The sequence below is a fragment of the Jatrophihabitans sp. genome (genome assembly GCF_036389215.1).
Classification (GTDB): Bacteria; Actinomycetota; Actinomycetes; order Mycobacteriales; family Jatrophihabitantaceae; genus Jatrophihabitans_A.
In genome coordinates, this window is the sequence record NZ_DASVQG010000342.1 from 1 (window position 1) to 23580 (window position 23580).

Sequence of the window (23580 nt, forward strand, 5' to 3'; positions counted from 1 at the left end):
ACTGTTCGGTGAGTGGGGCTCGGGCAAGAGTTTCTTCATGGGCCGGCTGCGCCAGCAGGTCGCCGAGCTGAGCACCGAGGAGGGATACCTGCCGCGGATCGAGCAGATCGGTTTCAATGCCTGGCATTACGCCGACACGAACCTCTGGGCAAGCCTGGGCGATGAGATCTTTCGGCAGCTCGCCCGGCCCCGGGCCGACGAGCAGGATGCCCAGGCGCGTGAGATGGAGAAAGCTCGCCGTAAGCAACTGGTCAAGGATCTGGGCGATGTCCTGAGCCAAGAACGCGAGTTGGAGGTGGTCACTAAGAACGCCCAGCTCAAGACCACCGCGCTACGAACCCGCCTGGATGATGCCCGCGAGAAGCAGGGCGAGGCGGTGGCGGTGCTGCTGCGATCGGTCGCCGGGTCTGACAGCTTCAGGAGTGAGTTACAGGCAGCGTGGAAGCACCTCGGTATCACTGACGAGGTCGAGCAGGCTCAGCTGCTGACCCAACAGATTCGCGGAGTCAACCAGGACGTCAACACCTTCCGCAGAGCCACCGCGGGTAGACGGGGCGTCGAGCTGGCGGTGCTGGTCGTCCTGTCAATCCTGGTGCTCGCAGCGGGGTCGCTGGCATCCAATGCCTTGCGGAATTGGCTGGTCAGCGGCGGGTTGGTGGGGATGGCCGGCGGGCTCGTGGCCCTGACAGCTTTCATCGGACGGGTAGGCGCGGGTGCGCGGCTGCTGGCGAAGGTGGCCACCGAAGCCCGCGAAGCGAAGGACGCGGAGGTAACGAAGAAGGTGGAGAAACAGGTTCTCGCGCTCACCGAGGCCGAAGCCGAAGCCGAGATCCTGACAACCCAACTCCAGGAGGTGCGGGCCCGGGCGGGTGAGATCGGACGGCAACTGGCCGAACAGGCTCCCGGTCAGCGGTTCTACGGCTTCGTGGCCGACCGGGCGGCGAGCCAGGACTACCAGAGCAAGCTCGGGCTGATCTCCACCATCAGGCGGGACTTCGAGAAGTTGATAGACCTGATGCGGGACTGGCGCGAACACCCTGAAGACCATGGCAGTCATCAGCCGATCGATCGGATCGTGCTCTACATCGACGATCTCGACCGTTGCTCGCCTGACCAGGTGGTCGAGGTGCTGCAGGCGGTTCACCTGTTACTGGCGCTGGATCTGTTCGTCGTAGTCGTCGGGGTCGATCCACGGTGGCTGCTGCATTCGCTCGAACAGCGATACCGGAGCAACTTCGCTACCGCCGCCGCACCTCCTGCTGACCAGCTGCCGCAGTCGGAATCCAGTGCCTGGGATGCGACTCCGCTGAACTACTTGGAGAAGATCTTCAATATTCCGTTCGTGTTGCCCGGCATGAACCCGGACAGCTTCGCCGACCTGATCAGCGGATGGTCAGTCGTACCGGCTACCAAACCGGACGCGCCAACGCCAACGGTCGTCTCGCGCTCGATCGACCCCAACCCTGGAACGGATCTCGACGAGGCGGAGCCGCTGGTGGCTACCGAACAGCCGGCGCGGCAAGACACAGAGCTGGCGAGTGCCGAACCGGTCGGTCGGTCCGCCGCTGCGGGAGTTGCCGCTGAGGCCCCGGTCGAGCGGGGATCCTTCGTCGATCGGATCGACCATGGCTACCGGCTCAAACCACGGCCGCTCTCCGCCGAGGAGGTCACGCACCTGCGTGCCCTCGCGCCACTCGTGCAGACCCCTAGAGAGGCGAAGCGAGTCTTCAACCTGTACCGGACACTGCGGTGCAGAGGAAACTTGAGCCCGGCCTCGGTCTTCCTCGGAGATGAGGGAACTCCTGGTGAGTTCCAAGCCGTTATCGTGCTGCTCGGGCTGCTCACCGCCGAACCCCGCCTCGTCGGCGACCTGCTCTGGTCGCCTCCGGACTCCACGACCGGGGTGGCCGGCGGTATCTGCCATCGTTCAGCGAGTACCAGCTGGCCGGAGTTGCTCCACGGCCTTGCTCCAGAAGCGTCCCCAACAGGCGGGTGGTGCAACACCCTCGGCAAGCTTGGGCAGCCGGAGAGCTGGGAACAGGTTCTTCCCAAGCTCACGCAGGCCAGCGCGCTGGTCACGCTGCCGGACCTGACGGCCTTCCAGCGGTGGGGCCCGTTGGTAGCCCGGTTCTCCTTCATCCTCTCGCCGTTGGCAGCAGGTGCAACGAATGTTCCGGCAGCGATCCGGCTTGCGGCGCCGACGATCCCGGAGCGACCGGCGGCCCGAACACGTCAACGGGGTTAGCCCCCGGCCATCGCCCCCACGACCAGCAACGGTTCCCTCCCGGCCGCCACCGCCTCGGGCAACGGGGCGTCCGGCGGCTCGTGCGAGACGTCCTGCTCGCAGGCGAAGAACCGGACGAACGGGCGCCGCCGGCCCGTCCCGGGATCGCGCAGGGTGCCGCGCAGCGCCGGGTACTGCCGCTCCAGGGCGTCGAGCACCGCCCGCTGGGTGGCCTCGGACTCCACCGACACCTCGCGGTCACACTGGGCGAGCTGGCGCAGGTGCGCGGGCAGCAGTACCCGGATCATGGCAGCGTCTGCACTTCCACCGACAGCACCGCCGGCAGGTCACGCACGATCGCGGTCCAGCTGTCGCCGGAGTCGGCCGAGGCGTACACCTGCCCGCCGGTGGTCCCGAAGTAGATCCCGCACTCGGGCAGCGAGTCGACCGCCAGCGCGTCGCGCAGCACGTTGACGTAGCAGTCCTGCTGCGGCAGCCCGGTGGTCAGCGGCTGCCAGCTGTTGCCGCCGGTGCGGCTGCGGTACACCCGCAGCTTGCCGTCCGGCGGAAAGTGGTGCGAGTCGCTGGTGATCGGCACCACGTAGACGGTGTCCGGCTCGTGCGCGTGCACGGCGATCGGAAAGCCGAAGTCGCTCGGCAGGTCGCCGCTGATCTCGTGCCAGCTGTCCCCGCCGTCGTCGCTGCGCATCACGTCCCAGTGCTTCTGCATGAACAGCGTCCGCGGCCGGGACGGGTGCATCGCCAGCTTGTGCACACAGTGCCCCACCTCGGCGGCCGGTGACGGGATGCCGTCGGAGAGCAGGCCCTTGTTGACCGGCTGCCAGGAGGTGCCGCCGTCGTCGGTGCGGAACACCCCGGCTGCGGAGATGGCGACGAAGATCCGGTCGGCATCCTCCGGATCGAGGACGACGGTGTGCAGGCACATCCCACCGGCGCCGGGCTGCCAGTGCGGGCCCGAGCCGTGCTCGCGCAGGCCGCGCACCTCCTGCCAGCTGAGGCCGCCGTCGGTGGAGCGGAACAGGGCCGCATCCTCCACGCCGGCATAGACGGTGTCCCGGTCGGCCGGCGAGGGTTCCAGGTGCCAGACCCGGGCGAACTCCCACGGGTGCGGCGTCCCGTCATACCACTGGTGGGTGCCCGGCACGCCCGCGTAGCTGAAGTCGTTGCCGACCGGCTCCCAGCTGGCCCCGCCGTCGTCCGAACGCTGGATCAGCTGGCCGAACCAGCCGGTGGACTGCGAGGCGTACAGCCGGTCCGGGTCGACCGGCGAGCCGGCCAGGTGGTACACCTCCCAGCCCGCGAACTGCGGACCGCTGACCTGCCAGTCCTGCCTGCGCTCGTCCGAGGTCAGCAGGAAGGCGCCCTTGCGGGTGCCGACCAGAACCCGTACTCCACTCATCGCCCGCCCCCCGAACCGAGTGTGTCGCGACGAGTGCGGCATATCGGCACCGTGCTCATCGCTGTGGGAAAAACCTACGACGGGTCACGGCCCGGCGTCCACACCCCACGCCTGGCCGATCCGGCTATTGCTGGCTGAGCCTCGCCTCGAGCACCCAGCTCAGGGCTGGGACGGCGCCGTCTCGGCCAGCAGGGCCCGCATGACGGCGCGAGTCCGGGCAGGGGAGGTGAGGACGTCGGTGCTGTCCACGACCTGGTCGATGGTGCCCAGCGGCGGCAGGCCTCTGACCGCGGGGTCGGCGATACCGCGGCGGAGTGCGTCGGCGAAGCGTTCGGCGTGCAGGACCAGGTACGGACGGTAGTGATAGGGCCGGACGGATGGATCGACGGGCGCGCTCAGCGCCAGCCGGTTCTGTGCCTGCCCGAGGAGCTGGTAGGCCGCGCACAGGCCGGTCTGCCGGTCCTTCCATGTTGTCGCGCTCAGCACGGTTTCGAGTGACTCTTTCAGCACGGCAGCGATCGCCAGGGTGCCGAACGACGAGCCGAGCCACTTCGAGTACGGCGCCCAGCGCCGCTCGAGCAGGAAGCTCAGCCGGATGAGGTCGCGCACCAGCCGGGCCGCGACCGCAGCCGAGCCCAGCTCGTCGCCGACCTCACCGGCCCGCCCGACGAACGCCTCCTCCTGGGAGATCCGCTGCCACTGGCAGGCCAGGGCGTAGCGCCAGAGGTCATCGGGATACCACTGGATGCGCCGACGGGCTTCGGCCAGCTGGCCCAGCCCGTCGGAGAACACCGCGCCGCCGGTGTTCTCGGCGAGGCGTTGGGTGGGTGCTGCCAGCCAGTCCAGCGCGGTGATCTCACCGAGCGGGTCGAACCCGAGCTCGTAGCCGAACCACCCGGCGATGCTGGTGACGGCGATGCGGTGGTTGACCGGGCCGTCGGTCTCGGCCATGTGCCCGATCGGGCCGCCGTCGGGAGCGTGGAAGTGCGTGGGCCAGCCGGCGAAGGACTTGGGCAACTGCTCGGCCAGCGCCTGCCAGGTCGACTCGCCGCGGGTCCGCAGGTCCTCCTCGCGCAGGAAGATCTGCAACCGGGGACCCCACTCGTGATCGGTGGAGCGGTCGGTGTCCAAGCCCAGCACCTCGGAGCCGGACCCCAGCCGGGCCGCGCTGAACGGGATGCCAGGCAGGGTGCGCTGCAGGATCGGCAGCACGGCGTCGGAGTAGAAGCGTCGCGACAGTTCCAGTCCGGGAAGGAACTGAGCCACCATGGCCCTACTGTGCCATTGTGGCGGCATGCGGAGTATGACGGTGACCGAAGTCAGGGCGCGTCTGAATGAATTGGCGGACGAAGCCGAATCGACTCACGAGCAGATCCTCATCACCAAGCATGGTCGACCCGCCGCGGTGATCATCACGGCTGACGATCTGGAGTCCCTGCAGGAAACGGTGTACTGGCTGTCGGGTCCTGGTATCCGTGAATCGATCGCCGAGGCGGACGCGGACGTTGAAGCCGGTCGCACCATCGGCAGTGACGAGTTGCGTAACCAGCTCGGCCTTCCGCCGCGGTGACCTATCGGGTCGAGTGGTCCGGTGAGCTTCAAGGGATATGGAGCGCCCGCAACGGTGACTCGGTACTGCTTCCGATCGATGAGATTCTCAGACCATAGTGATACTGCACGTCGACCTTCGTGCGCACGCCTATCGCCCTCGGTGACGTAGGTGGACCTCTCGACGCGGCCGGGCGGCGGTGAAGGAGCAGCCATGAGCTACGTCAAGGATCCGCGGGTGGACGCCTACATCGACGGCCTCACCGACTGGCAGCAGTCGATCTGCCGGGAGGTGCGCGACCTGGTGCACGCGGCGGACCCGGAGGTCACCGAGACGATCAAGCGGCGCGACCGGCCGTACTTCGTCCTGCAGGGCAACATCTGCGCGTTACTGGCTGCCAAGGATCACGTCAACGTCTTCCTCTACGACGGCGGCATCGTCGCTGACCCCGAGCACATCATCACCGCCGGCCACGACAACAAGACCGCCCGTACGGTGGCGATCCGGCCGGGGGAGCAGATCAACTCTCGCGCGCTGACCGCGATGTTCCGCCAGATCATCGCCGACAACCGGGCCGGCGGCTGGCGCAAGCTCACGCGGACCTGAGGCAGTCACCAGCGGCTCCAACGGGCACCTGCCAGGGTTCGTCCAGCTGCTGCTCCGGCACCAGCCAGCGCCACGACTGTCGTCTCTTGAGGTGCTCTTGCTAGGAGCCATCCAAGCGGGGGTGGCGGCGCAAACAAACATGACCTAAGTTCTGGCTCGTGAGTGCGCAGCCAGCTGAGCCGAGACAGCTGCTCGCGCTTCCGTACGACGAGCGCCGCATGGTTGTCGTCACCACCGTCACGCCCGATGATGCCGGCTTCCTCGCTCGGAAGTCCACGAGCGCGGTAGTCACGACGTTGCTCTCGGTGATCTCCCCGGTGGTCCCGCTTGGTATGGGCCCTCTGTTAGCGGCTGCGGCGATCCAGAAATTCCGCCAGAACACGGACGGTCGTACGGGAGAACTGCTGGCCGTGACCCCCGTCGAAGCAACGCAGCTCGAGTTCCCGATCGGCCACCCACGGAGAAAGGTTGTCTACGTAGGCCACCCCATCGACAAGCCGAAGTACCTTCCAGTTGCCCAGTTTCATACGTTCCTCTTCGAGCACAAGGTCGCCGAAGCTCTCAGGCTGATCCGGTCCCTCGGCGCGCAGACGGTCGAGGTCGTGCGCATCGAAGGCTGGGACCACAACGCAGGCATCCATCTCAGCGTGCCGGTTCCCGGATCGGATCAGGTGGAGTTGGGAGCCTCAGCCGAACGCAACCGAGCCAGCGGCAACTACGTGATGACGAGGATGACGCTGAGTCCCACAGAGGCGCCACACGTTCCGGATGGTCTGGTGTGGTTCAGCCACGAGCCACTCTGGATGGAAGTCGCCGAAGCCCGGATGCGTTCCGGACTGACTTCCTTCTCCCTGGATGTCCGCTCGGCGGACGATTATGGCGTCAACGCGGGGTTGAAGGTGCTGGTGTCGAAGTCGGGGCTCGAAGCTGGGGGTTCGTTCGTCGAGCACCAATCAACGACGTGGCGTCTGCAGGGAACTTTCGCCAAGTAAAACGGGGCCCGACCCCCTGATCGATTCCGTACCGGATAACGGAACGCCCGTACTCGCTGAATTCAGGTCAGGGTCGAGTGAGCGTGTCATGGCGGAGCTGAGGGGCACTCGGAAACCACTCCCAGCTGCGAGGATGGTCGCCGTGCGCGCTGACCTGTTTCGCGACCAGCCGGTGCTGACCGGTGACCTGGTCCGGCTGGAACCGCTGACCGGCGCGGTGCTGGAGGACTACCTTCGCGGGCCTGGCCGATCCGGAAGTGGGCCGGCTCACCGGCACCCACGCATCCTTCGACCGGGCGCAGACCGAGCAGTGGCTGAACAGCCGGGCGCTGCAGCATGATCGCGCCGACTGGGCGGTGTTGCGCCGCTCCGACGGCGCCTTTCTCGGCGAGGCGGTGCTCAACGACCTCGACGCCGACAACGCCTCAGTCAACTACCGAATCTGGCTTGCCGGCCCCGAGGCGTACGGCAGGGGCTACGGAACGGAGGTCACCCGGCTGGTCCTCGAGTACGCCCTCGACACCGCGGGCCTGCACCGGGTCAGCCTGGGCGTCTTCGACTTCAATCCGCGGGCGCTCCGGGTGTATGAGAAGTGCGGGTTCCAGCTGGAGGGCCGGTTGCGCGATGTGCTGCTGTGGGAGGGCCACTGGCACGACGAGCTCGTCATGTCGGTGCTCAGCACCGATCCGAGGCCAGGAATCCGCTTTTCCTGAACGATGGTTGGGGAAAGGCTCAGGCGGGGCGGCTGGACCCAACGTCTTTGCCTTCGCCTTCGAGGCCCCGGCTCATGGCGGCCAGCGTTCGACGCATGCCGGCCCGATTCAGCGAGGGGCGGTCGTCGGGGCGGGCACCGGTGAAGATGATCCCCAACAGCTTGGTGACGGGAGCGCCACGCCCGGCCCGGAGATCATGCCAATACTCCGTTACCGTCGTGCCCCCGTCCCGGGGGGTCATGCGATAGCCCCACTCCGCGACCGGCAGGCCGAAGGTCGTCACCCGAAAGGCGAACTCCCGAGCCTCGTCGGCCCGGGTCACCACTGCGGTGGTGAACCAGATCCAGCCTCGCCGACGGTTGAACCCGATGAAGCGGGTTCCGACGCGCACGGGGCCGCGAAACCAGGCACCGAGAAATTCCGGACTCCACTCCCGCATCCGCTGGATGGAGCTCACCGCCCGGTAGACGGCGGCCGGAGTCGCAGCGATGAAGACGCTCTCCTCCACGACCTTCGGCTGCTCCATGAGCTCCTCCGATTCATCGGTGTCCTCGGCGTTCGCCCAGTTCGGCACAAAGTATCCTGCGACGCGCAGAGGGGACAAGGCTTGGGATTGTCGGCCCGCGCACCTGTCGCGGGTCGATGTACCAGCCGCAGTCTTGACAGCCCGCGCGGAAACCCAAGATGCTGGGCTGGACAGAGCAAACCGTCACATCGCGCAATGCCGGCGCGTGGGTGACAGTGCTCTGGCATTGCGAACCGAGTAGGGAAGGTGTTCGCGATGGCAACCGGTGAAACCGGGTTCGACGACGTTACCTTTGACCTGATCTCCGTGCAGTACCACTCCCTGAAAGCCGGCCACGACTACGGCCAGTACGTCCGCGACGCATCCAACGCCGGTCGCGAGGACATCGCGGACTTCTTCCGCGAGGTCATGAAGCAGGACTCCGAGCGGGGCAAGCGGTGCCACGAGTTCCTCAAGGAGCTCAGCGGGTCGGATGAGTCCGGCCCAGCGGTGACCTGAGCCGAGCGGTCCAGCGGTGACCTGAGCCAAAGCCGGGCACCGGCAGGATGAGTTCGAACGGGGGCACCGGAAGGTCAGGCTGATCGCGCTCGAAATCCCACAGTCGGCCGTTCGGTGAGGCATAGTCACCCTCCACCAGGGGGTGACTATGCCGATCATCGAGATCCATGACGCGCACAAGACCTACCGCCGCTGGCGCAAGCCCGCCGAGCATGCCGTCCGCGGCCTGAACCTCGACGTCGAGCCCGGCGGCGTCTTCGGTTTTCTCGGCCCGAACGGCTCGGGCAAGACCACCACGATCCGGTTGCTGCTGGGCCTGGTGCGGGCGGACTCGGGCAGCATGCGGGTGCTCGGTCACCCGGTGCCCGCCCAGCTGCCGCAGGTGATCGGTCGGATCGGCTCCCTGGTCGAGACACCGCTCTTCTTCCCGAACTTCAGCGGCCGCCGCAACCTGCGCCTGCTCGCCGACGCCAGCGCCATCGACACCCGGCGGGTGGACGAGCTGCTGGAGTTCGTCGGGCTGACCTCGCGGGCCGGTGACCGGGTCAAGGGCTACTCACTCGGCATGAAGCAGCGGCTGGGCATCGCGGCGGCGCTGCTGAAGAACCCGGAACTGCTGATCCTGGACGAGCCCGGCAACGGCCTGGACGCGGCCGGCATCCGGGAGGTCCGTGAACTCATCGTCCGGCTCGGCGCCGGCGGCGTGACCGTGCTGCTGTCCTCCCACCAGCTCAGCGAGGTACAGCAGGTCTGTGACCGGGTGGCGATCATGTCGCGCGGCCGGGTGATCAGCACCGGCTCGGTCGCCGACCTGCTCGCCTCCAGCACCACCGGCGACGTCCGGGTCCGGCTGGCCGATCCGGCCGGCGGGCGAGCCGTCCTCGAACGTGCCGGCTTCACCGTGAGCTCGCTGCCGGACGCCTGGCGGGTCAGCGGAGTCAGCGACCCCGCCGCCGTGACCAAGACACTCAGCGACGCCGGGCACTATCTCAGCGAGCTGACCCCGATCGGCGCCGACCTGGAAAGCGTGTTCCTGGAGCTGACCGCCGAGGCCGACGGATCGCCCGCCGGCCCACCGGGGTCGTCGAAACGGGGGGCATCGCCGCCCCTGCCGCAACCCGTGCTGTCGAGCCCGGAGCCACCGCAACCCCAGCCACCGCAACCCGAACCAGCGCAACCCGAACCGGCGCAGCCCGTGATAGCCGGGCAGCCGTGATGACCCGCGCCGACCTTGGCACGCCGGTCTCCGCGACCGGCCCGCGCACCTCCGCACCGGCCTTCGGTCGGCTGGTCCGCGCCGAGTTCCGCCGGCTGGCGGCCCGCCGGTTCACCCGGGTCATCGTCGGCCTCGGCCTGATCGGCTACCTGATCGCGATCGCACTGATCTGGCATTACCACGACCGGGTCACCGCCGCCGACATTGCCCAGGCCACCGCGCAGCGCGACCAGCAGATCACCCAGCAGTGCCAGCAGGACGAAACCGTGCAGGGCGAGACCGTGCAGGACTGCACACCGCCCACGGCCGAGCAGTTCCCGATCGACCAGTTCTTGCGCAACCAGCCGTTCCTACCCGAGCAGATCGATGACTACGCGCTCGCGGTGGGAGCGGCGACCGCGATGGTCGCCTTCCTGCTGGCCGCCTCCTTCATCGGCGCGGAATGGTCCAGCAAGAACCTGGTCGCCTGGTTGTTCTGGGAACCCCGGCGGTTGCGGGTGATGGCTGCCAAGCTGGTGGCCCTGCTCAGCTCGGTACTGATGCTCGCGGTGATCGCCCAGATCGTGTGGTACGGCGCCGCCAAGGTGCTGGTGCACTACCGGGGACTGCCGGTGTCGACGCTCGGCCCGCTGGCCGCGCACTTCTGGTCGCATGTCGTCAACGCCCAGGCCCGGGCGGCCCTGCTGGTGCTCGTCACCGCCCTGGTCGGCTTCAGCCTGGCCAGCCTGATGCGCAACTCCGCCGCGGCGCTGGGGGTGGCGTTCGTGTACTTCGCCGTCGTCGAGAACGTCATCCGGGCAGTGAACCGGGAACTGGAGCCCTACCTCTTCACCACCAACGTGGCCGCCTGGATCGCCAACAACGGCATCACCGTGTTGGGCAAGGATGTCTACAACCAGCAAGAGGGCTACGTGATGGCTCGCGAGATCCACATCTCCAACGCCCACGGTGCCGTGATGTTGCTGATCTTCGCGGGTGTCGCCACGGCGGCAGCGGTGACGACCTTCGCTCGCCGCGACATCAGCTGAGCCATGCCGGAGGACATCCCCGAGGACGCTATGCCCGAGGACGCTATGCCCGAGGACGCTTGGGCTACGCTCGCCGACGCCTTCGTCGAGGGTGCCTACGCCACCGTGAAGGGACGGGTGCGCACCTACGTCCTGCATCAGCAGTTGCTCCGGCACCTCCCACCGCCTCCGGCCACGGTGCTCGACGTCGGCGGCGGGGCGGCGCACCAGTCGCTGCCGCTGGCACGGCTGGGCTACCAGGTGACCGTGCTGGACCCCTCCCAGGCCATGCTCGCCAAGGCCGAACAGCGGGTGGGCGCCGAACCCGCGGAGGTGCGGCGTCGGGTCCGGCTTCTCCAGGCAGACGGGCAGAACGCGCACCAGGCGGTGGACGGCGAGACGTTCGACGCCGTGCTCTGCCACGGCGTGCTGATGTACCTGCCGCGGCCCGAGCCCATGATCGACGCCTTGTGCCGGTGCGTCGCGCCCGGTGGGCTGGTGTCGGTTCTGGCGCTCAACGCCCGGACCCTGGCCGTGCGCCCCGCGCTGGATCGCCGCTGGGCGGACGCGCTGGCCGCCTTCGACGCCGTCGGCGAGGTCGGTGTGCTGGGAACCCGGACCCGGGCCGACACCGTCGAGGAGCTGTCGCGGTTGATGCGTCAGGGCCGGGTGGACCCGGTTGCCTGGTACGGCGTCTGGCTGTTCGTCGACTGGCTCGACCTGCCGGTCGAGGACACCGACCTGGACGCCGCCGCCGCCGTGGAACTGCAGGCGAGCCTGCGCGACCCCTACCGGCAGCTGAGCCGGGTGTTTCACCTCATCGGGCACCAGCGGTAGTCGGGCACCATCGGTAATCCGCGCCACGACGGCCGGCTCCGCTGGGTCAAATGCGGGGCATCACCGGCCGTCGCGGGCACACTGAGGCCCATGGCTCAGGGGACGAAGGACGAACTGCGGCGCGAGCGGCTGCGCGAGTACGACGCGGCGCTGACCGCTGCCCGGGCGCCGGTAGCCGTGCTGGCGCTGTTCGCCGCCGGCCGGGAGGCGCGGGCGGCGGAGGAGCTGCTGGAAGAGGCCTTCGCCGCGACCGCCGTGGACGGCGTCGACGCGGCGGACGCACTGCCGGCCGCCGTGTGGGTGGCGCTACGGCAGGCTGACATCGACGCCACCCTCGAGCTGCTGATGCGGATGTCGCGCACCGAGTTCGTACTGGCCGCGCACGAGGAACTCGACGCCCGGTACCGGCTGACCAAGGTCGAGGAGCGCCGCCCGCTGCCCGACGTCGAACTTCTCATCGGACAGCTCGCGGCGTTCCTGCACATCCCCCGGGACGTGGTGGCGATCATCTCAGGCTGGGGAGCCGAGGACCCGCGCACCGCCGCGGAGATCGAGACGCTGCTCGAACAACGGTTCGGGTCGCCCAGCGGAAACCGGCCCGGCTCACGCGCGGCCGGCTTCGGTGCGGCCGGCCTGAATGTCGCCGGGTCGGGTGGTGTCGCATCGGGTGCCGTCGGGTCGGGCGCTGTCGGGTCGGGCGCCGTTCGGCAGCCGGACGGTGGCGGGCGTAACGGTGCCGGACTCAGGATGTCCAGTGCCGAGTTCAGCGCGTTGCTCAACCTGGCCCCGGAGCAACGCGCCGTCCTGGGCACCCTGGTCCGCCAGACCGAGATCACGATCGCCGCGGACGGGTAACCGCCGATCCGGGCGACGGCACCGGACTGGGCGCGGGGTTAACCGGCCCGCTGCTCCAGCGCGTCCTCGTACGCGACGTCCTGGCCCGGGATGCCGTCCGGCGCGGCCGCCTCGCGCGCCAGCCCGCTGCCGGCGCCGTGGTGCTGGTCGGCCGTGCGGTGGCTCTCGGAGATGCCCGACGACTTGGCCATGCCCGACGACTCGGGGATGCCCGACGACTCGGGGATGCCCGGCGCCTCGGCGTGCACGTACTTCTCCCCGCGCAGCAGCGAGGCCACCGCGGCGATCAGCAGCATCGCGATCGAGACCCCGAAGGCGATGGCCAGCCCGTGCCGGAACGGGTCGGCCAGCAGGTGCGGAAAGAACGAGCGGCCGGTCAGCGTCGCCACGTCCACCCCGGAACCCGGCTGCAGCTGCTGCGGGTCGACCTGGGAGACCAGTGCCTGGATCGGGTTGTCCCCGAGGAAGGCGGCGAACAGGGTGCCCACCGGCGGTGTCCGGGCGATGGTGGAGGCGGCGTCGGGTGTGATGCCGAGCCGGGTCAGGCCGTCATACAGCGAGGCCGGCAGCCGGCTGGCCAGCCCGATCGCCATCAGGGTGAAGAAGCCGCCCATCGACAGCACCATGCCGGCGTTCATCCCGGTGGCACGCACGCCCGAGGCCGCACCGCGCTCGGAGGCCGGCACCGAGTTCATGATGGCCGCCGAGTTGGGCGCCGACATCAGGCCCATGCCGATGCCGTTGAGGGCCAGCAGCAGGGCGAACAGGGCGTAGTCGAAGTCGGCGGGGATCGCCATCAGGCCGCCGAACGTTGCGGCGGTGAGCAGCAGGCCGCCGGTGGAGAAAGCACGTGCTCCGAAGCGGTCCGACAGCGCGCCCGACGCGGGGCCCGCCACCAGGAAGCCGATCGTCAGCGGCAGCATGTAGATACCGGCCCACAGCGGCGTGCTGGCGAAGTCGTAGCCGTGCAACGGCAGCCAGATGCCCTGCAGCCAGATGATCAGCATGAACTGCAGGCCACCACGTGCCATCGAGGCCAGGACGTTCACCAGTTGGCCGGCCGCGAAGGCGCGGATCCGGAACAGCTTGAGGTCGATCATCGGCTCGCTGACCCGGACCTCGACCAACCCGAACACGATCAGCAGGGCGATGCCGCCGATCAGCCCGGCCAGCACCGTCGGCGAGGTCCAGCCCATGGTGTGGCCGCCGTAGGGCTGCAGGCCGTAGGTGATGGCGATCAGGATCGCGATCAGGCCGATGCCGAAGGTGAGGTTTCCCCACCAGTCGATGGCGACCTTGCGCCGGTTGTCGCGTGCCTTGTCGTGCAGTGTGCGGTAGCCCATCCAGGTGCCCCAGACACCGATCGGCACGCTCACCCAGAAGACCGCCCGCCAGTGCCACTCCGAGAGCAGCCCGCCGACCACCAGGCCGGCGAAGGACCCGCCGACCGCGGCGACCTGGTTGACGCCGAGGGCGAAACCGCGCCGGTCCGCCGGGAACGCGTCGGTGATGATCGCGGTCGAGTTGGCCGTCAGCATGGCGCCGCCGACGCCCTGCACGATCCGCAGTGCGATCAGCTCCAGCGCCCCGGCCGAGCCGGTGTTGGGCACCAGCGCGCAGGCCACCGAGGCCAGGGTGAAGATCAGGAAGCCCAGGTTGAACAGCTTCGCCCGGCCGTACTGGTCACCCAGCCGGCCGAAGGTGACCACCAGCACGGCCGTCACCAGCAGATAGCCCATCAACATCCAGAGCAGGTAGGAGATGTTCGCCGGGGCCAGCGGGTTCAGTCCCAGCCCCTCGAAGATCGCCGGCAACGAGATCAGCAGGATCGAGGAGTTCAGGGTGGCGGCCAGGATGCCGACGGTCGTGACCGACAGCGCGACCCGGCGGGTGTGTGCGGCTGGAACTGGCACGAGCGTCCTTTCGTTCGTTAGCCAGACTAACTAGTAACGAGGACGCGGGCAATTTCTGCCCTGGACGCGATTCCGTCTGTTCCAGGAAGCCGGCGTCCGGCAGGTGTCCGGAGTGTCCACAGCTACGGCTTGCCCACAGCGCTATGGTGCATTTCTATGACCCGGCTCACAGCGGATACGAAGGAGACCGATGTCGACATCCATGCGCGGCCCTGATCCCATCCCCCCGACCAGTGGAGTCGACCACCCGGTCGGCAGTTACCAAGAGGTCGCCGACTCGCCCGAGTTCGAGGCGCTGCGGCGGACCTTCCGCCGCTTCGTCTTCCCGATGTCCGCGCTGTTCCTCGCGTGGTACCTGCTCTTCGTCCTGCTCTCGATCTACGCCACCGACTTCATGGGCACCAAGGTCATCGGGAACATCCACCTCGGCTTGATCATCGGCCTGCTGCAGTTCCTGTCGACCTTCATCATCACCACCGTGTACGCCCGGTGGGCCGACCGCAAGTTCGACCCGGCCGCCGCCGAGCTCGCCCGCCGCGTCCACCTGACCGGGGACGCCCGATGAGCCCCGAACTGCTGGCCGCCGAAGACATCGGCGAGCCGGCCGTCAACATCTTGATCTTCGCCGCCTTCGTCGTAGTCACGCTGGTCATCGTCCTGCGGGTCTCGCGGCGCAAGGCCGGTGCCAGCGAGTTCTACGCGGGCGGGCGTAACTTCACCGGCCCGCAGAACGGCGTCGCGCTGGCCGGTGACTACCTGTCGGCCGCGAGCTTCCTCGGCATCGCCGGGGCCATCGCGCTCTACGGCTACGACGGGTTCCTCTACTCGATCGGCTTCCTCGTCGCCTGGCTCGTCGCTTTGCTGCTCGTCGCCGAGCTGCTGCGCAACACCGGCCGGTTCACGATGGCCGACGTCCTGTCCTTCCGGCTCGCGCAGCGGCCGGTGCGGGCGGCGGCCGGCCTGTCGACGCTCATCGTCACGTTCTTCTACCTGCTGGCGCAGATGGCCGGTGCGGGCGGGCTCGTCGCGCTGCTGCTCGGCGTCGACAGCAAGACCGGCCAGGGCTTCGTCATCGCGATCGTCGGCGTCCTCATGATCGCCTACGTCCTCATCGGCGGCATGCGCGGCACGACGTGGGTGCAGATCATCAAGGCCGCGCTGCTCATCATCGGCGCCGCGGTCATGGTCGTGTGGGTGCTCGCCAAGTACGGCTTCAACATCTCCGACCTGCTCGGCGCGTCCGTCGACAAGGCCGGCAAGACGGGCCCGCAGTTGCTCGACCCCGGCGCGCAGTACGGGAAGAGCAGCTTGACCAAGCTGGACTTCCTCTCCCTCGGCCTCGCGCTGGTGCTGGGGACGGCGGGCCTGCCGCACGTCCTGATGCGCTTCTACACGGTGCCCTCGGCCAAGGAGGCCCGCCGCTCGGTCATCTGGGCGATCTGGCTGATCGGCATCTTCTACCTGTTCACGCTCATCCTCGGCTTCGGTGCCGGCGCCCTCGTCGGTCCGAAGGCGATCGCGGCCGCGCCCGGCAAGGCCAACTCGGCGGCCCCGCTGCTCGCCTTCGAGCTCGGCGGGACGGTGCTGCTCGGCCTCATCGCCGCCGTCGCGTTCGCGACCATCCTCGCCGTGGTGGCCGGTCTGACGATCACGGCCAGTGCGTCCTTCGCACACGACGTCTACAACAACGTCATCAAGCGCGGGGAGGTCACCAGCGAGGGCGAGGTCCGGGTCGCGCGGGTGACGGCTGTCGTCATCGGCATCATCGCCATCATCGGCGGCATCCTGGCCAACGGCCAGAACATCGCCTTCCTGGTGGCGCTCGCCTTCGCCATAGCGGCCAGCGCCAACCTGCCGACGATCGTGTTCTCGCTGTTCTGGAGGCGGTTCAACACCCGAGGGGCGCTGTTCAGCATCTACGGCGGCCTGCTCTCGTGCCTGGTGCTGATCGCTTTCTCGCCGGTCGTGTCGGGCAAGCCTGCCAATCCGGCCACCGGCAAGAGCCCGTCGATGTTCACCGATCCGTCGGTCGACTTCCACTGGTTCGGGCTCGACAACCCGGGGATCGTCACGATCCCGCTGTCGTTCCTGCTTGCGATCATCGGGACGCTCTCGAGCCGTGACCGCTCGACGGCTGAGAAGGCGGCCGAGATGGAGGTCCGCTCGCTCACCGGCGCCGGCGCCGAGCAGGCGGTCGCCGCGCACTGAGGCGTTGCGGTGGCGGTGTACGACACCGCCACCGCAGCGTGAGAGGCCACCTTTCGCCGATCCCTAGAATGCAGGGGTGACAGTTCAGCCGATCCGCCTTTTCGGTGATCCCGTGCTCCGCACGCCGGCCGACCCGGTGACCGTGTTCGACAAGGAGCTGCGCCGACTGGTCGCCGACCTGACCGAGACGATGATCGACGCGCCGGGCGCCGGGCTCGCCGCGCCCCAGATCGGTGTCGGCCTGCGGGTGTTCACCTACCGCGTCTCGGAGGAGGAGCAGGGCCACCTGATCAATCCGGTGCTGCACTTCCCCTCCGAGGAGACCCAGGACGGTCCGGAGGGCTGCCTGTCCATCCCGGGGCTCTCCTGGGAGTGCCGCCGGCTGGAACATGTCGTGGCACACGGCCAGAACAGCTACGGCGACCCGATCACCGTGGTCGGCACCGACCGGCTCTCGCGCTGCATCCAGCATGAGACCGACCACCTGGACGGCGTGCTGTTCGTCGACCGGCTCGATCCGCAGACCCGCCGGGCGGCGCTGGCCGAGATCCGCAATGCCGAATGGGCGGGGCTCGCGCCGCCGGTGGTCAAGCTCAGCCCGCACGGTGGCCGTACCGGCGTGTTCGGCCACCCTCGGTGAGGTTGCTGTTCGCCGGAACCCCCGAGGTGGCCGTGCCGTCGCTGCGCGCGCTGCTGGAACACCCGGTGCACGAGGTGGTCGCGGTGCTGACCCGGCCGCAGGCGCCGTCGGGGCGAGGCCGCCGGCTGACCCCGTCACCGGTGGCCGAACTGGCGCGCCAGGCCGAGATCGAGGTGCTCAGCCCGGGCCGGCCGGCCGACGACGACTTCGTGCGGCGGCTGGCCGAGCTGGACGTCGACTGCGCTCCGGTGGTCGCCTACGGGGCGCTGCTGCGCGAGCCGGTGCTGAGCATGCCCAAGCACGGCTGGGTCAACCTGCACTTCTCGCTGCTGCCGACCTGGCGAGGCGCGGCACCGGTGCAACATGCTCTGCTGCACGGCGACGACACCACCGGCGCATCGACGTTCCTGATCGGGCCCGGCCTGGACGACGGCCCGGTGTTCGGGGTGCTGACCGAGCGGGTCCGGCCCACCGACACCAGCGGTGAGCTGCTCGCCAGGCTCGCCGAGGCGGGCGCGCCGCTGCTGGTGGCGACCCTGGACGGCATTGCCGACGGCTCGCTCCGGCCGCAGCCGCAACCCTCCGACGGCGTCTCCCACGCGCCGAAGCTGACCGTCGCCGACGCCCGGATCGACTTCGGCCAGCCTGCCCTGGCGGTGGAGCGCCGGATCCGGGCCTGCACTCCGGACCCCGGTGCCTGGACCTCCTTCCGGGACGGCCGGCTCAAGCTCGGACCGGCGTCACCGGCCTCGGCCGACGCGCTGTCGGCGTCCGCGGACGCGCCGCCGGCGGCCGGTGAGCTGCCGGCCGGTGAGCTGCCGGCCGGTGAACTGCTGGTCGGCAAGAGCGCGGTGCTGGTCGGCACCGCCACCACGCCGCTGCGGCTGGGCTTGGTGCAGCCGGCCGGCAAGAACCCGATGCCGGCCGCCGACTGGGCCCGCGGCCTGCGGCTGGCCTCCGGTGAGCGCCTTGGCTGAGAACCCCACCCATCGCAACCCCAACGACCCCAACCCCCGCGAGCGGCGGCAGGGCAGCCGGTCCGACCCGGCCAGGTCCACCCAGTCCGACCGGCGGCAGGGCAGCCGGTCGGCCCCGACCCGAGCGCGCAGTGGTCGCTCACAGAACATCCGCCCCGCCGACAACCTGCCGGCGGCTGCCCAGCACGACCGCCCGACGCGCGTGGAAGCGCGCGACGCACCCCGCGCGGCTGCCTACGCGGTGCTGCAGGCGGTCAGCGAGCAGGACGCCTACGCCAACCTGGTGCTGCCCCGGCAGCTGGCCGAGGCCGGCCTCACCGGCCGGGACGCGGCGCTGGCCACCGAACTCGGCTACGGCACGCTCCGGGCCTCGGGCACCCTGGACGAGGTGCTGCGCCGGTGCGCCAGCCGGGACCTCGCCGACATCCAGACCTCGGTGCTGAACCTGCTGCGCCTGGGTGCCTACCAGTTGCTGCGCACCCGGATACCCACCCATGCCGCGGTGGCCACCACTGTGGATCTAGCGCGAGCCACCGGCAACGACCGGGCGGCGGGCTTCGTCAACGCGGTGCTGCGCAAGGTCAGCGCCCGGGACTTCGACGGCTGGTGCGACGAGATCGCCAAGGACGCCTCGCCGCTGGGCAAGCTGGCGCTGCGCTACAGCCATCCGGGTTGGATCGTGGCCGCCTTCGCCGACGCTCTCGGCGCTGAGCATTCCGAACCGGCAGAGCCGTCCCAGCCGGCGGAGCCGTCCCAGCCGGCGGAGCAGTCGGAGCCGGCGGAGCCGTCCGAGCCGGCAGAGCAGTCGGAGCTGGCGCGGGCGCTGGCCGCCGACGACCAGCGTCCGGAGACCCACCTGGTCGGCTGGCCCGGCCGGATCTCCCAGGCCGAGCTCGCTGCCGAGGCCGGTGGTGAGCCCGGGCCGTACTCGCCCTATGCCGTCCGGCTGAGCTCCGGCGGCGAGCCGGGCGCGCTGGCCGCCGTCCGGCAGCACCAGGCCGGCGTGCAGGACGAGGGCAGCCAGCTGTGCGCGCTCGCGCTGGCCGGCCTGCCGCTGACCGGGCCGGACGAGCGGTGGCTGGACCTGTGCGCCGGGCCCGGTGGCAAGGCCGCGCTGCTGGCGGCGCTGGCGGCTGGCCGGGGCGCCCGGCTCACCGCCCAGGAGCTGCACCCGCACCGGGCCGAGCTGATCGCCCGGGCGACCGAGGGCTGGGACGTCGAGATCGTGGTGGGTGACTCCCGGACCCGCCAGCCCGACGAGCGCGGCTATGACCGGGTCCTGCTGGACGCCCCGTGCACCGGGCTGGGGGCGCTGCGGCGCAGGCCCGAATCACGCTGGCGGCGCGGCCCGGCAGACCTGCCGGAACTGGTGACGCTGCAGGCGGCCTTGCTGGCCGCGGCGCTGCGGCTCGTCCGGCCGGGCGGCCTGGTCGGCTACGCCACCTGCTCGCCGCACCTGCAGGAGACCCGGCACCAGATCGAGCGGCTGCTCGCCGGCAACCCGGCCGTCGAACTGGTCGATGCCCGCCCCGCGTTCGCGCAGGTGCCCGGCACCGAGGGCTCGGCCATGGTGCAACTGTGGCCGCACCGGCACGGCACCGACGCGATGTTCTTCGCCGCGCTGCGCCGCACCGCCTGACCGGACGGAGCCGAGCTACACGCCCCGGGTGACGTCGCGGTAGCGAGCCTCGATCAGCGAGTACAGCGCGAAGACGAGCAGCCCGGCCGCGATGACACAGAGTGCGGCGACTCCCCAGGCATGACCGGCCAGCAGCAGCAGTTCACCGTCGAGTCCGCGGGCGCCACGCGGGTCGTAGCTGAACCCGGCCACGATCAGGAAGATGCCGATCGGCACGAACACCACGGCTCGGGCGGCGATGCCGATGCTGCCGGATACCCGCGCCAGCCTGGCCAGCGGCGCCGGCGCACCCTCCACCAGGCCTTCGGTGAAGTCCTGCCGCGCGACGCCACGCAGCTGCCACCCGCAGACCGCCAGCACCAGCACGCCCGCCCCGACCACGAGCACGGCACCACCGGGGATGTCGAGCAGCTGTGCCGTGGTGTCGTGCTGCTGTGATTCCGAGCCGGCCCGGCGGTTGCCGAGCAGGTAGCTGATCGGCAGCAGCCCGACGGCGACGTAGCTCAGTCCCTGGCCGGCGACGGAGAGCCGCCGCACCGCGCCAGGACGCCGGTCCCGCCAGGCCGCGAACAGCCGGACGGCGGCCAGCAGCAGGAACCCGGCGGCGGCGCAGCCGAGCAGCAGCTTGCCGGCCAGGCTCTGGGAGATCAGGGACAGCGCACCCCCGGCGTTGGCCTGCCCGCCGCCGGTGCTGGCGGCCGGCCTGGTTCCGGCGCCGGAGAGCGCGGCCTGCCGGGCCTGGTCCGCGGCTACGCCCCCGAGCGTCGCGATCCGCATCACGAGGTAGGCCAGCAGCACGTAGAACAGCCCGCGGGCCAGGTAGCCGGTCCGGGCGGCGAGATGCAGTGCTCTGGCTCCGCCGCTCGCTCCGCCAGTGACGCAGTCCGGCGCCGCACCCGGGTCGCGAGCGCGGGTGGGCATGCTTGCAGCCTACGTACCGGCAGCACGGACGACTAAAACAGCGACTAACTTGTGCAACCCTGACTCGTCGCACGCCGGGCATCCGGAACCGAGGAGGAGCGCGGAACCGGGCACGGCACGTCCGGTCTGTCACATCGGCGGCCACCTAGACTCTGCACGTGTCCCCTTCAGCTCCCGAACCCATGATCGCGCCCAGCATCCTGTCCGCCGACTTCGCCTACCTGGCGGCGGCGGCCGAGGCGGTGGCCGGGGCGGACTGGCTGCACGTCGACGTCATGGACAACCACTTCGTGCCGAACCTGACACTGGGCCTGCCGGTGGTCGAGAGCCTGCACCGGGCCACCGACCTGCCGCTGGACTGTCACCTGATGATCGAGGATCCGGACCGGTGGGCACCGGGTTACGCCGAGGCGGGTGCCGCGAACGTGACCTTCCACGCCGAAGCCGCCCACGACCTGGTCGGCACCGCCCGGGCGATCCGGTCCGCCGGCGCGCTGGCCGGGCTCTCGGTCAAGCCGGGCACCCCGATCGAGCCCTACCTGGACGTCCTGACGGAGTTCGACACGCTGCTGGTGATGTCGGTCGAGCCCGGCTTCGGCGGCCAGAAGTTCATCCCCGACGTGCTGAGCAAGGTCCGCACGGCCCGCGAGCACGTCAACTCCGGGCACCTGCGGCTGTTCATCGAGATCGACGGCGGCATCAGTTCCGAGACCATCGAGCAGGCCGCGGAGGCCGGCGTGGACGTCTTCGTCGCGGGATCGGCGGTCTATGCGGCCGACGACCCGGCCCGCGCGGTCCGGCTGCTGCGCGAGCAGGCCCGGGCCGGCATGGCGCGCGCTGCCCACGCCGCCCGCCGGCTATGAGCGAGCCCAGCGACGCCGAGGTGGCGGCGATCCGGCTGGCGGCTGAGCTGGCTGCCCGGGTGGCCGGCCGGACCAGCCCCAACCCGGCGGTCGGTGCGGTGGTGCTCGACCCGGACGGCCGGATCGCCGGCGAGGGCGCCACCCAGCCGGTCGGCAAGGAGCATGCCGAGGTGATGGCGCTGCGGGCGGCGGGCAGCCGGGCCACCGGCGGCACCCTGGTGGTGACCCTGGAACCGTGCAACCACCTGGGCCGGACCGGGCCGTGCACCGAGGCGGTCATCGAGGCCGGCATCGCCCGCGTCGTCTATGCCGTCGACGATCCCAATCCGGTCGCCGCCGGCGGCGCCCAGCGGTTGCGCGAGGCCGGTCTGCAGGTGCTGGCCGGCGTCGAGGAGGTCGAGGTGCTGCGCGGCGTGCTCGGTCCGTGGCGGCACGCGGTGACCCAGTCCCGGCCGTACGTGACCTGGAAGTTCGCCGGCACCCTGGACGGCCGGGGGGCGGCCGCCGACGGCACCTCCCGGTGGGTCAGCAACGCGCTCTCCCGGACCGACGTGCACGCCCTGCGCGACGTGGTCGACGCGATCGTGGTGGGCAGCGGAACGGTCCTGGTGGACGACCCGCAGCTGACCGTGCGCGGGGTCCGGGGCGCGGGCTCGGACGAGCTGGCCGACCGGCAACCGCTGCGGGCGGTGATGGATCGGCGGCACCGGGTGCCACCGGATGCCCGGATCTTCGACGACGCGGCCGAGACGGTGGTGCTGGACACCGCGGTGCCGCGATTCGCGTTGAAGGCACTGTTCGATCGGGGAGTGCGGCACGTGCTGCTGGAGGGCGGCCCCACCCTGGCCGGAGCCTTCCTGGAGGCCCGGCTGGTCGATCAGGTGGTGGCGTACATCGCCCCGAAACTGCTGGGCGCCGGGGCCGCCGTGCTGGAAGATGCAGGAATAAGGACCATGTCCCAGGCCGTCTCACTGGATGTACAGGACGTGCAGCGTCTGGGTGACGACCTTAAGATCACCGGCCGTCCTGTCTGGTCGAATGCGGTCGAACCAGTGCCGCGAAAGGAATAGCGATGTTCACCGGCATCATCGAAGAGGTCGGCGAGGTCGTACAGCTCAGGTCAGCGAGCAGCTCCGCCGTCCTGCGGATCCGCGCGGCCACCGTGGGCAGCGACATCGCGCACGGCGCCTCGATCGCCGTCAACGGGGTGTGCCTGACCGTGGTCGGCCGGCATCCGGCCGCCGACCCGGGCCCCGGTGACGCCGCTGTTCTGGAGCTGGATTTCGACGTGATGGCCGAAACCCTGCAGCGCAGCGTGATCGGTGGCCTGACCGCCGGCCGGCGGGTCAATCTCGAACGCGCGGCCCGGCTGGACAGCCGGCTGGACGGCCACATCGTGCAGGGCCATGTCGACGGCACCGCCACGGTGCTGGCCCGTACCCCCGGCGAGGCCTGGGAGACCTTCCGCTTCTCGATCCCGGCCGGCTTGGCCCGCTACGTCGCCGAGAAGGGCTCGATCGCCGTGGACGGGGTGTCGCTGACCGTCGCGTCGGTGGGTACCGAGCCGGACGGGACGGACTGGTTCGAGGTCGGCCTCATACCGGAAACTTTGCGTGCAACCGCCCTTACCGACCGTGCCGTGGGCGATGATGTCAACCTAGAAGTGGACGTACTAGCCAAATACACCGAACGCTTGCTCACCTATGGGAGACCCACGACTACGAACGGCGGCACCTGACATGCTGGATCCGATCCACAAGGCGATCGCCGAGATTGCGGCCGGCCGGCCGGTAGTGGTGGTAGACGACGAGGACCGCGAGAACGAAGGCGATCTGATCTTCGCCGCCGAGCTCGCCACTCCCGAGCTGGTCGCGTTCATGGTCCGGTACACCTCGGGCTACATCTGCGTCTCGGTCACCGAGGAGGACGCCGACCGGCTGGACCTCCCGCCGATGTTCCGGGTCAACCAGGACCGG

The 23580-nt window shown here is 69.8% G+C and carries 25 protein-coding genes; 19 read left to right on the plus strand and 6 right to left on the minus strand.

Annotation, left to right across the window (positions count from 1 at the left end; translation table 11 throughout):
- A partial coding sequence (locus VF542_RS19470) for a P-loop NTPase fold protein (RefSeq protein ID WP_408653357.1) occupies nt 1–2245 on the plus strand: 2245 nt, incomplete at its 5' end.
- Here VF542_RS19470 and VF542_RS19475 read toward each other — a convergent pair.
- The 3 genes from VF542_RS19475 to VF542_RS19485 all read right to left on the minus strand — a co-directional run bounded on the left by VF542_RS19475 (nt 2242) and on the right by VF542_RS19485 (nt 4913).
- Complete coding sequence (locus tag VF542_RS19475; RefSeq protein ID WP_408653358.1) at nt 2242–2532, minus strand: MoaD/ThiS family protein; 291 nt, start codon at nt 2530–2532, stop codon at nt 2242–2244. The genes VF542_RS19470 and VF542_RS19475 overlap by 4 nt on opposite strands.
- The gene (locus VF542_RS19480) at nt 2529–3644 is read right to left on the minus strand and encodes a WD40/YVTN/BNR-like repeat-containing protein (RefSeq protein WP_408653359.1); all 1116 of its coding nucleotides are present in this window, start codon (nt 3642–3644) and stop codon (nt 2529–2531) included. The genes VF542_RS19475 and VF542_RS19480 overlap by 4 nt, the downstream gene beginning before the upstream one ends.
- Before the next feature lie 159 nt (nt 3645–3803).
- Nucleotides 3804–4913, minus strand: coding sequence for a DUF4037 domain-containing protein (locus VF542_RS19485; protein WP_408653360.1), 1110 nt, complete (start codon nt 4911–4913; stop codon nt 3804–3806).
- A gap of 25 nt (nt 4914–4938) precedes the next feature.
- On the opposite strand from VF542_RS19485, the gene VF542_RS19490 reads away from it, so the two are divergent.
- The 4 genes from VF542_RS19490 to VF542_RS19505 all read left to right on the plus strand — a co-directional run bounded on the left by VF542_RS19490 (nt 4939) and on the right by VF542_RS19505 (nt 7504).
- Nucleotides 4939–5214 (plus strand): type II toxin-antitoxin system Phd/YefM family antitoxin, encoded by a 276-nt coding sequence (locus VF542_RS19490; protein WP_408653361.1) that lies wholly within the window; start codon nt 4939–4941, stop codon nt 5212–5214.
- Nucleotides 5215–5406: 192 nt separating this feature from the next.
- Nucleotides 5407–5799 (plus strand): DUF1801 domain-containing protein, encoded by a 393-nt coding sequence (locus VF542_RS19495; RefSeq protein ID WP_408653362.1) that lies wholly within the window; start codon nt 5407–5409, stop codon nt 5797–5799.
- 158 nt (nt 5800–5957) lie between these two features.
- Entirely contained in the window at nt 5958–6791 is an 834-nt protein-coding gene (locus tag VF542_RS19500) for a hypothetical protein (protein WP_408653363.1), read from the plus strand.
- Nucleotides 6792–7048: 257 nt separating this feature from the next.
- A complete protein-coding gene (locus VF542_RS19505; protein WP_408653364.1) occupies nt 7049–7504 on the plus strand; it encodes a GNAT family N-acetyltransferase in 456 nt (151 codons plus the stop codon).
- A gap of 19 nt (nt 7505–7523) precedes the next feature.
- Here the strand turns inward: VF542_RS19505 and VF542_RS19510 are convergent, their stop codons facing one another.
- Entirely contained in the window at nt 7524–8078 is a 555-nt protein-coding gene (locus VF542_RS19510; RefSeq protein ID WP_408653365.1) for an SRPBCC family protein, read from the minus strand.
- Between the two features lie 207 nt (nt 8079–8285).
- Here VF542_RS19510 and VF542_RS19515 point away from each other — a divergent pair, with 207 nt between their 5' ends.
- From VF542_RS19515 to VF542_RS19535, 5 genes are all read left to right on the plus strand, one after another.
- Nucleotides 8286–8528, plus strand: coding sequence for an acyl carrier protein (locus VF542_RS19515; protein ID WP_408653366.1), 243 nt, complete (start codon nt 8286–8288; stop codon nt 8526–8528).
- A 148-nt stretch (nt 8529–8676) separates the two neighbouring features.
- Entirely contained in the window at nt 8677–9744 is a 1068-nt protein-coding gene (locus tag VF542_RS19520) for an ABC transporter ATP-binding protein (protein ID WP_408653367.1), read from the plus strand.
- Entirely contained in the window at nt 9744–10772 is a 1029-nt protein-coding gene (locus VF542_RS19525) for a hypothetical protein (protein ID WP_408653368.1), read from the plus strand. The genes VF542_RS19520 and VF542_RS19525 overlap by 1 nt, the downstream gene beginning before the upstream one ends.
- A gap of 45 nt (nt 10773–10817) precedes the next feature.
- Nucleotides 10818–11588: a methyltransferase domain-containing protein gene (locus tag VF542_RS19530; protein WP_408653380.1), complete on the plus strand. Its 771-nt coding sequence runs from the start codon at nt 10818–10820 to the stop codon at nt 11586–11588.
- 90 nt (nt 11589–11678) lie between these two features.
- Entirely contained in the window at nt 11679–12443 is a 765-nt protein-coding gene (locus tag VF542_RS19535; protein ID WP_408653369.1) for a hypothetical protein, read from the plus strand.
- Nucleotides 12444–12481: 38 nt separating this feature from the next.
- Here the strand turns inward: VF542_RS19535 and VF542_RS19540 are convergent, their stop codons facing one another.
- Nucleotides 12482–14356: an MFS transporter gene (locus tag VF542_RS19540; RefSeq protein ID WP_408653370.1), complete on the minus strand. Its 1875-nt coding sequence runs from the start codon at nt 14354–14356 to the stop codon at nt 12482–12484.
- Nucleotides 14357–14546: 190 nt separating this feature from the next.
- Between VF542_RS19540 and VF542_RS19545 the strand changes: the two genes are divergently transcribed.
- The 5 genes from VF542_RS19545 (at nt 14547) to VF542_RS19565 (ending at nt 19820) form a co-directional block, all read left to right on the plus strand.
- Nucleotides 14547–14921 (plus strand): DUF485 domain-containing protein, encoded by a 375-nt coding sequence (locus VF542_RS19545; protein WP_408653371.1) that lies wholly within the window; start codon nt 14547–14549, stop codon nt 14919–14921.
- Entirely contained in the window at nt 14918–16564 is a 1647-nt protein-coding gene (locus VF542_RS19550; protein WP_408653372.1) for a solute symporter family protein, read from the plus strand. The genes VF542_RS19545 and VF542_RS19550 overlap by 4 nt, the downstream gene beginning before the upstream one ends.
- Nucleotides 16565–16640: 76 nt before the next feature.
- Entirely contained in the window at nt 16641–17204 is a 564-nt protein-coding gene (gene def / locus VF542_RS19555) for a peptide deformylase (protein ID WP_408653373.1), read from the plus strand.
- Entirely contained in the window at nt 17201–18181 is a 981-nt protein-coding gene (fmt, locus tag VF542_RS19560; RefSeq protein ID WP_408653374.1) for a methionyl-tRNA formyltransferase, read from the plus strand. The genes def and fmt overlap by 4 nt, the downstream gene beginning before the upstream one ends.
- Complete coding sequence (locus VF542_RS19565) at nt 18165–19820, plus strand: RsmB/NOP family class I SAM-dependent RNA methyltransferase (protein ID WP_408653375.1); 1656 nt, start codon at nt 18165–18167, stop codon at nt 19818–19820. The genes fmt and VF542_RS19565 overlap by 17 nt, the downstream gene beginning before the upstream one ends.
- Nucleotides 19821–19835: 15 nt before the next feature.
- Here the strand turns inward: VF542_RS19565 and VF542_RS19570 are convergent, their stop codons facing one another.
- Nucleotides 19836–20741, minus strand: coding sequence for a DUF1206 domain-containing protein (locus tag VF542_RS19570; protein WP_408653376.1), 906 nt, complete (start codon nt 20739–20741; stop codon nt 19836–19838).
- 182 nt (nt 20742–20923) lie between these two features.
- Here VF542_RS19570 and rpe point away from each other — a divergent pair, with 182 nt between their 5' ends.
- The 4 genes from rpe to VF542_RS19590 all read left to right on the plus strand — a co-directional run.
- Nucleotides 20924–21604 carry a ribulose-phosphate 3-epimerase gene (rpe, locus tag VF542_RS19575; protein WP_408653381.1) on the plus strand — a complete coding sequence of 227 codons (681 nt, stop codon included), beginning with the start codon at nt 20924–20926 and terminating at the stop codon, nt 21602–21604.
- Nucleotides 21601–22674, plus strand: coding sequence for a bifunctional diaminohydroxyphosphoribosylaminopyrimidine deaminase/5-amino-6-(5-phosphoribosylamino)uracil reductase RibD (gene ribD / locus VF542_RS19580; protein WP_408653377.1), 1074 nt, complete (start codon nt 21601–21603; stop codon nt 22672–22674). Before rpe ends, ribD begins: the two co-directional genes overlap by 4 nt.
- Before the next feature lie 2 nt (nt 22675–22676).
- Nucleotides 22677–23342, plus strand: a complete 666-nt coding sequence (locus VF542_RS19585) for a riboflavin synthase (protein ID WP_408653378.1) — start codon at nt 22677–22679, stop codon at nt 23340–23342.
- Between the two features lies 1 nt (nt 23343).
- The coding region (locus VF542_RS19590; protein WP_408653379.1) for a 3,4-dihydroxy-2-butanone-4-phosphate synthase at nt 23344–23580 on the plus strand (237 nt) is incomplete at its 3' end.